Here is an 11,994-nt window from a genome sequence, read left to right on the forward strand (position 1 = left end):
TGGTTAGTCTTCTCAATGACGAACGGCCCGATCGAAAATTCGACCGGGCCGTCAAGGCAAAACCAAAGCGCTATGCCATGCGCGTTCTACGAAAACCTGCTTAACTGAACGGCATTAGCACTGCGGTGCCGTTTTTTTTCGTCTGGTAGGATTTTACGCTGCACTGCAACATTCTTCGTCCGGGAATGCTACGATGACGCTTTGATACCCTTTCAAAGTCCAACTTGCATTTCAGGAAATTTCACCGCCGTACACGCGCACTGGCTGGCCGCTGGCTGACGGGCATGCACGCTTATACCGACAAGCTGGCGCAGCGCCGTCCCCTGTGGATGGTCAGCCTGGCCATCGACGAAACGAATCTGTCCGAGGGCTTGCGGGCCGCCTGTGCTTCCAGCGCCATGTTGCTCCTGGGCCTGCTGTTCGACCAGCCCGATTTTTCCTGGGCCGCCATCGGCGCCTTCTGGACCTGCCTGGCCGACGCGGCCGGCACGCGGCGCATGCGTTTCGTCTCGATGCTGGGCTTCGGCTTGCTGTCCACCGTGGCTGGCGGCCTGACGGCGCTGGCGGCCGGGCATGGCGTGGCGGCCGCCGCCGTTGCTGTGCTGCTGTTTTCCTGGGCCGGCGCGCTGGCGCGCATCTGGGGCGCGGCCACGGCGCAAGTGGCCATCCTGGCGGCCACGGCCTGCGTCGTGATGGTCACGCACCCATTGGAATCGATGACGCAGACGGCGCCATTCCTGGGGCTATACATGTTCGGCTGCCTGTTTGCCACGGTGCTCAGTTTTACCGTCTGGCGCATTCACCCGTTTAGCCCGGCCCGGCGCGCCATTCGCGCCGCGTATTCGCGCCTGGCCGGCATCGCGCGTGACAATGCGCGCTTCCTCGAGCAGGGGCCGGCGCAGCCGGATGCCGCCGCGCATGGCGCCAGCTACCGTTCGCAGGCACGCGCCGCGCTGGAAGCGGCGCGGGTGGCGCTGGCCGCCGTGCCGCCCGCACGCGCGGGCCGCAGCGCTCTGTACGACAACTTGCTGCTGGCGCTCAGCGACGCCGAGCGCATTTTTGCCTATTTGATCGCCGTCACGCATACATGCGAGCGCGAGCAGCAGCGCCTGCGCCAGGACCCGCGCGCGCGGCGCAGCCTGGAAGTGATGGCCGTGCTGCTGCGCCGCCTGGGGCAAGCCGTGCAGCGCCAGCCGGAAACGCCGCCCCTGGAATTGCAGCGCCGCCTGGCTGGCTGCGGAAGGCGCCTGGAAGCGGCGCTGGGCGCCTTGCTGCCCTTGCGCCTGAACGTGGACTTCATCGAGCTGGGCTTGCCGCGCGCGACGCAGCTGCCGTGGCGCGAGGCGGCTTTCCTGGCGCTGGGGCAGGCGTGGCAAACGGCAAAAGTCAACGCCACGCCGCAGTCGCTGAGCTGGCGCCACGCGGCGCGCGTATCGCTGGCGACGACGGCCGGCTTCCTGCTGGTCGAGGCGCTGCACATTCCGTTCGGCTACTGGGCCACCATGGCGACCTTGCTGATACTGCAGCCGTCCGTGTCGACCACCTGGCCGCGCGGCATCGAGCGGGTCGCGGGCAGCGTGCTGGGCGCCGTGCTGGCAGTGCTGATCGGCCTGGCGGTGCACACCCCGCTGGCGATCTCGCTGGTGGTGTTTCCCCTGATCGTCGCCACCATGGCCTTGCGCCGCGTCAGCTACAGCCTGCATGTGCTGTTCATGACGCCCGCCTTCGTGCTGGTGGCCGACTATGCGGCGCCGGCCAGCGAGATGGTGTACGCGCTGAGCCGCCTGGGCAACAATGTGCTGGGCTGCGTGCTGGCCTTGCTGGCCACGTTTTTCCTGTGGCCCGACCGCGAGGCGGACGACCTGGACCAGCGCCTGGCGAAAGCCGTGTCGGCCAACCTGAAATACTTGCTGGCCGTGCTGGCGGCGGGCGGAAAGTGGGATAGCGCCATCGCGCGCCTGCGCCGCGAGGCGGGGCTGGCCAGCAATAACGCGGAACAAGTGCTGCAACGCTTGCGCATCGAGCGCCGCCTGGACCGCAGCAGCGGCGTGGGCCTGGCGGCACTGCGCACCTTGCCGCTGCTGCGCCGCGTGGCGGGCAGCACGGCGCGCATCAGTCTGAGTCCCCAGGCCGAGCCGGCGCCGCCCGAATTGCAACGCTGGATTGCCGCCGTCAGCGGGGAAATCGATGCGCTGCTGCGCGGCGAAGCCGATGCCTGTGCGCCCGGCCCCTGTGCGGCCGAGGGCTTGACTGCGCTGCAAGCCGATGCCGTGGCCCAGGTGCAACTGCTGCGCGGCTTGCTGCGCGAGCATGTGCAAGTTGAAGTTCAAGCGCAAGGGGCGCCGCAAAAAATGATGCAGGCCGCAGACTAGGGGCAGCCGTACGCTGTCCTGTGATGACTGCCATGGCGCATTGTTCTCATTTAGCGCTAGCAGTACGGATATTGGGCAGGGCAGGGCAGCGTGGTGCGTGATGGGGCGGCGATAAAAAATGCAGCGCTGGCGGCGTTAGCCCCGCGTGCGGTCATGCCGCCACAGCACATCGCTGCCGCCGGCAAAGCGGTTCAGCACGCGCGACAGCACGAACAGCAGGTCGGACAGGCGGTTGACGTACTGGCGCGGATGCTCGTGGAGTGTTTCCGCATTGGCCAGCGCGACGATGCTGCGCTCGGCGCGGCGGCACACGGTGCGGCACACATGCGCCAGCGAAGCGGCGCGCGAGCCGGCCGGCAGGATGAATTCAGAGAGGGCCGGCAAGTCCGCATTGTATTTCGCCAGCAGGTCATCGAGGCGCAGCACGTGCTCTTCCTTGATCAACTGGTAGCCGGGGATGCAGATTTCTCCGCCCAGGTCGAACAGGTCGTGCTGGATGGCCACCAGTTCCTCGCGCAAGGCGTCGGGCATGGCTTCGCACAGCAGCAGTCCCAGATTTGAATTGAGTTCGTCCACGTCGCCCATGGCGTGGATGCGCGCGCTGTCCTTGCTGGTGCGGCTGCCGTCGCCCAGGCCGGTGCTGCCATTGTCACCCGTGCGCGTGGCGATTTTCGAAAGTCGGTTGCCCATGATGTCGGTCCTGTAAAGAAGAATGGGGGCAGCATACGACACCGCGCGCCCCCTGGCTGCGGATTTGCGGGCAAATCGGACAAAAAACGCGCTGCGCGCCACTTTTGTGCTTACAATCGTTGCACGCCCATGCCTCTTGCCCCCAATCATATGCTCAATGCCGCCCCTGAATCCGGATTGACCGCCGCGCGCCAGCAAGCCGTCGTCGCGGCCCTGCTGGCCGTGCTGCCGGCACGCTGCGTGCTGTCCGACGCGGAAGATACGCGCCCGTATGAATGCGATGGCCTGGCCGCCTACCGCCAGTTGCCGATGGTGGTGACTTTGCCGGATACGGAAGAACAGGTCATCGCCATCCTCGGCGTCTGCCGCGAGTTGAAGGTGCCGATCGTGCCGCGCGGCGCCGGCACGGGCCTGTCGGGCGGCGCCTTGCCGATTGCCGATGGCGTGGTGCTGTCGACGGCGCGTTTGAACCGCATCGTGCGCCTCGATGCGTATGCGCGCACGGCCGTGGTGCAGCCGGGCGTGCGCAACCTGGCCATTTCCGAAGCGGCCGCGCCCCACGCGCTGTATTACGCGCCCGATCCGTCCTCGCAGATCGCCTGCAGCATCGGCGGCAACGTGGCGGAAAACTCGGGTGGCGTGCATTGCCTGAAATACGGCTTGACCGTGCACAATGTGCTGCGCGTGCGCGTTGTTACCATCGATGGCGACGTGCTGGAGCTGGGCGGCGAATGCCTGGACTCGCCTGGCCTCGACCTGCTGGCTATTTTCATCGGCTCTGAAGGCATGCTGGGCATCGTCACGGAAGTGACCGTGAAACTGATCCCGAAACCGGCCACGGCGCGCGTCATCATGGCGTCCTTTGACGACGTCGTCACGGGCGGCAACGCCGTGGCCAACGTGATTGCCGCCGGCATCATCCCGGCCGGACTGGAAATGATGGACCAGACGTCGTCACGCATGGTAGAACCGTTCGTCAAGGCCGGCTACGACATCGACGCGGCCGCCATTTTGCTATGCGAAGCGGACGGCACCCACGAGGAAGTGGAAGAGGAAATCGCCCGCATGACGGCCGTGCTGGAAGGGGCGGGCGCCAGCGCCATCGCCGTGTCGCAGTCGGAAGCGGAGCGCATGAAATTCTGGTCCGGCCGCAAGAACGCCTTTCCCGCCGCCGGGCGCATCTCGCCCGACTACTACTGCATGGACGGCACCATCCCGCGCAAGCGCCTTGCCGAAGTGCTGACCGGCATCGCCGGCATGGAAACGACGCATGGCTTGCGCTGCGCGAATGTGTTCCACGCGGGCGACGGCAATCTGCATCCCCTGATCCTGTTCGACGCCAACATGCCCGGCCAGTTCGAGCGCGCCGAAGCGTTTGGCGCGGACATCCTGGCCCTGTGCGTGGCTGTCGGCGGCACCATCACGGGCGAACATGGCGTGGGCATGGAAAAGATCAATTCCATGTGCGTGCAATTTACGCGCGCCGAACTCGATGCCTTCTTTGCCGTCAAGCGCGCCTTCGATCCCCATACCTTGCTCAATCCGGATAAGGCGATTCCCACCTTGAACCGCTGCGCCGAATTCGGCAAGATGCATGTGACGGCGGGGCGCCTGCCATTCGCCAAGCTGCCCCGTTTTTAACCGTCGGAGACTCCTTTGCAAGCGATAGTGGAACAATTCAGGCAGCAGATACTGGCCGCCAGCGCAGCGGGCAAGCCCTTGCGCCTGCGCGGCGGCGGCACGAAAGACTGGTATGGCCAGCAGCTCGAAGGCGACGTGCTCGATACGCGCGCGTATGCCGGCATCATCGATTATGAACCGACGGAACTGGTGATCACGGCCCGCTGCGGCACGCCGCTGTCTGAAATCGAGGCGGCGCTGGCCGCGCGTAATCAGATGCTGGCGTTCGAGCCGCCCCATTTCGGTGCTGGCGCCACGGTGGGCGGCGTCGTTGCCAGTGCGCTGTCCGGCCCGCGCCGCGCCAGCGCCGGAGCCTTGCGCGACTTTGTGCTGGGCGCCGTGCTGATGGATGGCCATGGCGAACGCCTGGCCTTTGGCGGGCAAGTGATGAAAAACGTGGCCGGCTACGATGTCTCGCGGCTGCTGGCGGGATCCCTGGGTACCCTGGGCCTGATCCTGGAAGTGTCGCTGAAGGTACTGCCCTTGCCGCTGCGCGAAGCGACCTTTCGCTTGCCGTGCGCGGAAATCGCCGCCTTGCGCATGCTCAATGAATGGGCAGGCAAGCCGCTGCCGATCTCCGCCAGTTGCTGGCACGATGGCGTGCTGACGGTGCGCCTGTCCGGCGCCGAGGCGGCCGTGTCGGCGGCCCTGCACACGCTGGGCGGCGAGCTGCTGGCAGCCGATGACGCGGCCGCCTTCTGGCTGGCCGTGCGCGAGCAAACGCACGCTTTCTTTGCGGGCGCGGGCAGCTTGTGGCGCTTGTCTCTGCCGCCGCACGCCAGCGCCGTGATTTTAAAGGGGCGTCAGCTGATCGAGTGGGGCGGGGCGCAGCGCTGGCTGAAGCTCGATGGCGACGCCGACGCTGATAGCGCCCGTCACATCCGCCAGGCGGTGGTTGCGCTTGGGGGCCACGCCACCCTGTTCCGCGGCGGCGACAAGGCCGTGGGCGTGTTCCAGCCGCTGGCGCCGGCCGTGGCCACCATCCACCAGCGCCTGCGGCGGGCTTTCGACCCGGCTGGCATCTTCAACCCGCACAGAATGTATTGAGCGCGCATGCAAACCAATCTCGCCGATTTCATCAAGAATACGCCGGCAGGCGACGAAGCCGAAACTATCCTGCGCGCCTGCGTGCATTGCGGCTTTTGCACGGCCACCTGTCCCACTTACCAGCTGCTGGGCGACGAACTCGATGGCCCGCGCGGACGCATTTATCTGATCAAGCAGGTATTGGAGGGCGCGCCCGTCACCGCCAAGACGCAGACGCACCTGGACCGCTGTCTGACCTGCCGCAATTGCGAGTCGACCTGTCCCTCGGGCGTGCAGTACGGGCGCCTTGTCGACATCGGGCGCAACGTCGTCGAACAGCGCGTGCAGCGCCCCTTGCGCGAACGCGCACTGCGCTTCGCCCTGAAGGAAGCCTTGCCGCGCCGCTGGCTGTTTACGCCCGTGTACAAGGCGGGACAGGCGCTGCGGCCCTTGCTCTCAAAAAGTTTGCAGGACAAATTGCGTCCCGGCGCCGCCGCCGGCGCATGGCCCGCGCGCCAGCACGCGCGCACCATGCTGCTGCTCGACGGCTGCGTGCAGCCGGCCATGTCGCCGAACATCAACGCGGCCACGGCGCGCGTGCTCGATGCGCTGGGCGTGCAATTGATCGTCGCGCCGAAAGCCGGTTGCTGCGGCGCGCTGCGCCATCACCTGAACGACCAGGAAGCGGCGCTGGACGACATGCGCCGCAATATCGACGCCTGGTGGCCATACGTGGATAGCGCGGAAGCCATCGTCATGACGGCGTCCGGCTGCGGCGCCACGGTGAAGGAATATGGCCACCTGCTGGCGCACGATGCGCAGTATGCGGAGAAGGCGCGGCGCATCGCCGCACTGACGCGCGATTTGTCCGAGATCATGCCGGCGTTTGAAGCGCAGCTGGTGGCGCTGCTGCAAGGGCGCATCGGCAAACGGGTGGCGTATCACCCGCCATGCACCCTGCAGCACGGCCAGCAGGTGCGCGGCAAGGTCGAGCAGGTGCTGCGCGCCGTCGGTGTCGACGTACGCCTGTGCGCCGACAGCCATTTGTGCTGCGGTTCGGCGGGCACGTATTCGATCTTGCAGCCGGCACTGTCGCAGCAGCTGCGCGACAACAAGGTGGCGAACCTGGAAGCGTGCGAGCCGGAGATGATCGTGTCGGCCAATATCGGCTGCCTGAGCCACCTGCAGGCGGGCACGCAGACGCCCGTGCGGCACTGGATAGAACTGATCGACTCCGCCTTGATGCCCGTCAAATAGGCGCTTCGTTGTATTGCGCAATGCGCCATTGCGGGGCCGGTATGAAGTTATTCGCCCACTCCAGCACGGCGTCGGCCGGCATGGGACGGGCGATGCCGTAGCCTTGCGCCAGGTCGCAGCCCAGCTGGATCAGGCGCGCGCCATGCTCGACGCTTTCCACGCCTTCGGCGATTACCGTCAGGCTGAAGGAACGGGCCAGGCCGATGACGGCGCGCACCAGGTGCAGGTCGTCGCGGTCGTTGAGCATATTGCGCACGAAGCTCTGGTCGATCTTGACGATGTTCGCCGGCAGGCGTTTCAGATACGACATCGACGAGTAGCCGGTGCCGAAATCGTCGAGCGCGAACGTGATGCCCAGCGCCTGGCAGGCGCGGATGATGCGGCGCAGGTCTTCGATGTCGTGCAGGGCAGACGATTCGAGGATTTCCAGTTCCAGCATGCTGGCGCGCACGCCGGGAAATTCGCCGAGGATGGTTTCCAGGCGCGAGACGAAGTCCGGTTGCTGGAAGTGGCGCGCCGCGATATTCACGCTGACCACCCAGTGCTTGCCGCAAGCCACCCAGCGCTGCATCTGCCACAGGGCCTGGCGCAGCACCCATTCGCCGATGTCGATGATCAGATCCGTCTGCTCCACCAGCGGCAGGAATTGCGCCGGCGCCAGCACGCCGCGGCGCGGATGCTGCCAGCGCAGCAGTGCTTCCATGCCCACCACCGTACCGGCGCGCATGTTGACCTTGGGCTGGTAGTACAGCCGCAGTTCGCCGTTGATCAGGGCATGGCGCACTTCCGTGCGCTGGTTGTGGTGCGTGCGCACTTCCTCATCGAGGTTGGTGTCGAAGAAGTGGTATTGGTTGCGCCCCGTCAGTTTCGCCTGGTAGACGGCGTGATCGGCGTGGCGCAGCAGGCTTTCCGTATTCAGGTCCTTGCCCGCGTAGACGGCGATGCCGACGCTGGCCGTCACGTGCAGCGCCTGCTGGTCGCACTGGTAGGGGCGGCTCAGTTCCTGCATCAATTGGGTGATGTTCTGTTCGATGCTGGCGATGCTGGCCTGGCCGCACAGCAGCATGACGAATTCATCGCCGCCCAGGCGCGCCGCATAATGGATCTGCCCGGTAAAGCCGTGCAGGCGGCCGGCCACCTGCTTGAGGATGTCATCGCCCGCTTCGGCGCCATAGCGGTCGTTGATGGCCTGGAAATGGTCGAGGTCGAACAGGCAGACGGCCATCAGGCGCTGGCGTTCGCGCGCCAGGAACAGTTCCTGTTCGAAACGGGCGGCCAGCGCGGCACGGTTGGGCAAGCCCGTCAGCACGTCATTGTAGTTTTGCCACGACAGCTTTTGCAGTGCCTGCTGCATGTGCACGGTTTCGTTGAGCTGTTCGCCCAGCTGGCGCTGGCTGGTCTTCAGCGAGGTCAGCAGTTCTTCGATATCGCCGGCCATGCCGTTGAACGACCGCGACACGGCTTGCGCCTCGGGCGTCGCGCCGGCCGCCAGGCGCACGGAAAAGTTGCCATCGCGGAAGCGGTCGGTCGCTTGCACGAGCCGCGCCAGCAGCTTGCGGTGCGACGCCAGAACCAAGCCCAGCAGGACGAAGACGAGCACGATATTGATGGTGCTGAGAACGGCCTGCTCGCGCACCCTGTTCCATACCTGCGCCAGGGGCCGGCCAGGCGTGTAGTGCAGGTCGAGGATGCCGTCGCCGCCATCCGGCAGCGCCACCGTCAGGCGGCTGCGGATGGCCGCCATGCCCGTCAGGCGCGCAAACCACGCCGGCACGCCGTCGGCCAGTGTGTCGCTCAGCTTGTTGTCGGCCAGCACTTCGACATGGCCGCCAGCCGTATCCCAGCGCACGGAGGCGAGGCTGCGGTTCAGTGGCAGGGCGCTGCGCAGCACTTGCCGCACGCTGTCGTGCATCGCGTGACTGTCCGTATGGACAGCCAGCGGCAGCACGCTATTGGCCAGGAACAGGTCAAGTTGCCGGGCATCGCGCTGGTAGCGCGCATTGGCCAGTGCCGTTTCCGTACCCAGCAGGGCGTGATAGCGGACGGCGGAAACGGCGAGTATCAGGAAGAAAATAGGAATGAATAAGCGGGAATAAGTGCCCATCCGCATCCATGAAGATAATATTTTCCCAAAGACTGGCATCGTTTTTTGATCGATATCTGCGAATAATTATGTCAACATTATCACCGAAATTTGCTATTGGAAACACAATATTGATATCAAGCATGAAATAAATACGAATTGATTGATTTCAGCAATTATTGTTATTAATCAAAGCGTCGCATCGCTATTCCTGTAGTAATTGCCGAATGTCGGCCGCCAGGCTGGCCGGTTTGCTGGCCGTTGCGTAGCGGCGAAACACGCGGCCATCCTTGCGCACCAAAAACTTGGTGAAATTCCATTTGATCGAGTGCGTGCCAAATATGCCGGGCGCTGCCTGTTTTAACTGCGCAAACAAGGGATGGGTATGCGCGCCATTCACGTAAACCTTGGCAAACAGGGGAAAGGTGACGCCGAAGTTTTTCTCGCAAAAGGCTTTGATTTCGCCGTTCGAGCCCGGTTCCTGCTGGCGGAATTGATTGCAGGGAAAGCCCAGCACGATCAGGCCCTGGTCGTGAAATTCGCGGTACAGTGCTTCCAGGCCCTGGTATTGCGGCGTGAAGCCGCAGGCGCTGGCCGTATTGACGATCAGCAGTACCTTGCCTTTGTATTGCGCCAGATCGATCGGCGTGCCGTCCAGCGCCTCGGCTTGGAAATCGTGGATGCTGGCCATGTCAGAGGAGGCCCAGTCTGGTGGCGCCCGTTTGCGGGGAGGGTTCCGGCGTCGTTGCGCCCTTGAGTTTGATCGTCAGGCGCAGGTCGTTGACGGAGTCCGCATTGCGCAGCGCGTCTTCATAGCTGATGGCGCCCGCTTCGTGCAGGTCGAACAGGGCCTGGTCGAAGGTTTGCATGCCATGCTCGCGCGATTTTTTCATCAATTCCTTGATCTCGTGCACTTGGCCCTTGAAGATCAGGTCGCTCATCAGCGGCGAATTGAGCAGGATTTCCAGCGCCGCCTTGCGCCCGCCGCCCTCCTTGTTGGGGATCAAGCGCTGGGAAATCATGCCCTTCAAATTGAGTGACAGATCCATCAGCAGCTGCTGGCGCCGCTCTTCGGGGAAGAAGTTGATGATGCGGTCCAGCGCCTGGTTGGCGTTGTTCGCGTGCAAGGTCGCCAGGCACAGATGGCCCGTCTCGGCAAACGCGATGGCGTGGTCCATGGTGTCGCGGTCGCGGATTTCGCCGATCTGTATCACGTCGGGCGCCTGGCGCAGGGTGTTTTTCAGGGCCGTGCCCCAGTCGTCCGTGTCGACGCCCACTTCGCGCTGGGTAACGATGCAGTTGCCGTGCGGATGGATGAATTCCACGGGATCTTCGATGGTGATGATGTGGCCGTGGCTGTGCGCGTTGCGGTGGCCCACCATGGCGGCCAGCGTGGTCGACTTGCCGCAACCCGTGGCGCCCACCATGATGACGAGCCCGCGCTTGCTCATCACGATGTCTTGCAGGATGGCAGGCAAACCCAGTCCGTCCAGGGTGGGGATGGCGGTATTGATCAAGCGCAAGACCATGCCTGCCTGGCCCATCTGCACGAAGGCGGACACGCGGAAGCGCCCGAGTCCGTCCGGGCTGATGGCGAAATTGGCTTCGCGGCTGGCTTCGAACTCGGCCGCCTGGCGCGCGTTCATGACGGCGCGCACGTAGCCGGCCGCTTGTGCCGCGTCGAGTGCGCTACCCGCCAGCGGCGTCAGCTTGCCGTCGAGCTTGATGGCGGCGGGAAAGCCGGCCGTGATGAACAGGTCGGAGCCGCCCCGTGCGCGCATCTGCGCCAGCAGCGCGTGCATGGCGCCATAGTGTTCGTGCGTCGTCTGCATGGTTTATCCGGGGAAGTTTTCAGGCGATTTGGCGGCCGAGCGGGCCGTCTCCGCCGAGATCGTGCCGCGCCGCACCAGGTCGGACAGGCACTGGTCCAGGGTCTGCATGCCCACATTGCTGCCCGTCTGGATGGCCGAATACATTTGCGCCACTTTCGCCTCGCGGATCAGGTTGCGCACGGCCGGCGTGGCCAGCATGATTTCATGCGCGGCTACGCGGCCCGCGCCATCCTTGGTCTTGAGCAAGTTCTGCGAAATGACGGCTTGCAAAGATTCGGACAGCATGGCGCGCACCATTTCCTTTTCCTCGGCGGGGAAGACGTCGATGATGCGGTCGATCGATTTCGCCGCCGACGAGGTGTGCAGGGTGCCGAACACCAGGTGGCCCGTCTCGGCCGCCGTCAGCGCCAGGCGGATGGTTTCCAGGTCGCGCAATTCGCCCACTAAAATCACGTCCGGGTCTTCGCGCAGGGCCGAGCGCAGCGCATTGCTGAACGAATGCGTGTGCGAACCGACTTCGCGCTGGTTGATCAGGCATTTCTTCGGTTCATGCACGAATTCGATCGGGTCTTCGATGGTCAATATATGGTGGTTCAGGCGCTCGTTGACGTGGTTCACCATCGCCGCCAGGGTGGTCGACTTGCCGGAACCGGTCGGCCCCGTCACCAGCACCAGGCCGCGCGGGCGCATGGCCAGTTCGCCGAAGATGCGCGGCGCGTTGAGTTCGTCCAGGCTCAGCACTTTCGATGGAATCGTGCGCAGCACGGCCGAGGCACCGCGTTCCTGGTTGTAGGCGTTCACGCGGAAGCGGGCCAGGCCGGGAATTTCGAACGAGAAATCGCATTCCAGCGCTTCTTCATAGGCCTTGCGCTGGCTGTCGTTCATGATGTCGTAGATCATGCTGTGCACTTCCTTGTGCTCGAGCGGGGCCACGTTCAGGCGGCGCACATCGCCATGGACGCGTATCATCGGCGGCAGGCCGGAAGACAGGTGCAGGTCGGAAGCCTTGTTGCTGACGGAGAAAGCGAGTAGTTCGGAAATGTCCATTTATAAT

At 64.6% G+C, this 11,994-nt stretch carries 9 protein-coding genes; 4 read left to right on the forward strand and 5 right to left on the reverse strand.

Annotated elements, in window-relative coordinates:
* Positions 1–284: 284 nt before the first annotated feature.
* Positions 285–2,372 (forward strand): FUSC family protein, encoded by a 2,088-nt coding sequence (locus ACQ4WS_RS11950; RefSeq protein WP_436476481.1) that lies wholly within the window; start codon positions 285–287, stop codon positions 2,370–2,372.
* A 135-nt stretch (positions 2,373–2,507) separates the two neighbouring features.
* Here the strand turns inward: ACQ4WS_RS11950 and ACQ4WS_RS11955 are convergent, their stop codons facing one another.
* Positions 2,508–3,062, reverse strand: coding sequence for a cob(I)yrinic acid a,c-diamide adenosyltransferase (locus ACQ4WS_RS11955; protein WP_436476483.1), 555 nt, complete (start codon positions 3,060–3,062; stop codon positions 2,508–2,510).
* 150 nt (positions 3,063–3,212) lie between these two features.
* Here ACQ4WS_RS11955 and ACQ4WS_RS11960 point away from each other — a divergent pair, with 150 nt between their 5' ends.
* The 3 genes from ACQ4WS_RS11960 to glcF are packed head-to-tail and all read left to right on the forward strand — an operon-like array spanning position 3,213 to position 7,025.
* Positions 3,213–4,703 carry an FAD-linked oxidase C-terminal domain-containing protein gene (locus ACQ4WS_RS11960; protein WP_436476662.1) on the forward strand — a complete coding sequence of 497 codons (1,491 nt, stop codon included), beginning with the start codon at positions 3,213–3,215 and terminating at the stop codon, positions 4,701–4,703.
* Between the two features lie 15 nt (positions 4,704–4,718).
* Positions 4,719–5,789 (forward strand): glycolate oxidase subunit GlcE, encoded by a 1,071-nt coding sequence (gene glcE, locus ACQ4WS_RS11965; RefSeq protein ID WP_436476485.1) that lies wholly within the window; start codon positions 4,719–4,721, stop codon positions 5,787–5,789.
* Between the two features lie 6 nt (positions 5,790–5,795).
* Entirely contained in the window at positions 5,796–7,025 is a 1,230-nt protein-coding gene (gene glcF, locus ACQ4WS_RS11970; RefSeq protein WP_436476487.1) for a glycolate oxidase subunit GlcF, read from the forward strand.
* On the opposite strand, the gene ACQ4WS_RS11975 is transcribed toward glcF, so the two are convergent.
* The 4 genes from ACQ4WS_RS11975 to ACQ4WS_RS11990 all read right to left on the reverse strand — a co-directional run bounded on the left by ACQ4WS_RS11975 (position 7,018) and on the right by ACQ4WS_RS11990 (position 11,987).
* Positions 7,018–9,129, reverse strand: a complete 2,112-nt coding sequence (locus tag ACQ4WS_RS11975) for a putative bifunctional diguanylate cyclase/phosphodiesterase (protein WP_436476489.1) — start codon at positions 9,127–9,129, stop codon at positions 7,018–7,020. The two genes, glcF and ACQ4WS_RS11975, sit on opposite strands and share 8 nt — an antisense overlap.
* 184 nt (positions 9,130–9,313) lie before the next feature.
* The gene (locus ACQ4WS_RS11980; RefSeq protein ID WP_436476491.1) at positions 9,314–9,799 is read right to left on the reverse strand and encodes a glutathione peroxidase; all 486 of its coding nucleotides are present in this window, start codon (positions 9,797–9,799) and stop codon (positions 9,314–9,316) included.
* Position 9,800: 1 nt separating this feature from the next.
* Positions 9,801–10,940 carry a PilT/PilU family type 4a pilus ATPase gene (locus tag ACQ4WS_RS11985; RefSeq protein WP_436476492.1) on the reverse strand — a complete coding sequence of 380 codons (1,140 nt, stop codon included), beginning with the start codon at positions 10,938–10,940 and terminating at the stop codon, positions 9,801–9,803.
* A 3-nt stretch (positions 10,941–10,943) separates the two neighbouring features.
* Positions 10,944–11,987 carry a type IV pilus twitching motility protein PilT gene (locus tag ACQ4WS_RS11990; RefSeq protein ID WP_436476494.1) on the reverse strand — a complete coding sequence of 348 codons (1,044 nt, stop codon included), beginning with the start codon at positions 11,985–11,987 and terminating at the stop codon, positions 10,944–10,946.
* Between the last annotated feature and the right edge of the window lie 7 nt (positions 11,988–11,994).

Origin of the sequence: Janthinobacterium leeuwenhoeki, assembly GCF_051380795.1 — a bacterium.
Taxonomy (GTDB): Bacteria; Pseudomonadota; Gammaproteobacteria; order Burkholderiales; family Burkholderiaceae_D; genus Janthinobacterium.

Excerpts from the sequence above, each read along its gene's own strand:
- ACQ4WS_RS11950 (WP_436476481.1), top strand. The coding sequence starts at position 285 with ATGCACGCTTATACCGACAAGCTGGCGCAGCGCCGTCCCCTGTGGATG.
- ACQ4WS_RS11955 (WP_436476483.1), bottom strand. The coding sequence starts at position 3,062 with ATGGGCAACCGACTTTCGAAAATCGCCACGCGCACGGGTGACAATGGC.
- ACQ4WS_RS11960 (WP_436476662.1), top strand. The coding sequence starts at position 3,213 with ATGCTCAATGCCGCCCCTGAATCCGGATTGACCGCCGCGCGCCAGCAA.
- glcF (WP_436476487.1), top strand. The coding sequence starts at position 5,796 with ATGCAAACCAATCTCGCCGATTTCATCAAGAATACGCCGGCAGGCGAC.
- ACQ4WS_RS11975 (WP_436476489.1), bottom strand. The coding sequence starts at position 9,129 with ATGGGCACTTATTCCCGCTTATTCATTCCTATTTTCTTCCTGATACTC.
- ACQ4WS_RS11980 (WP_436476491.1), bottom strand. The coding sequence starts at position 9,799 with ATGGCCAGCATCCACGATTTCCAAGCCGAGGCGCTGGACGGCACGCCG.
- ACQ4WS_RS11985 (WP_436476492.1), bottom strand. The coding sequence starts at position 10,940 with ATGCAGACGACGCACGAACACTATGGCGCCATGCACGCGCTGCTGGCG.
- ACQ4WS_RS11990 (WP_436476494.1), bottom strand. The coding sequence starts at position 11,987 with ATGGACATTTCCGAACTACTCGCTTTCTCCGTCAGCAACAAGGCTTCC.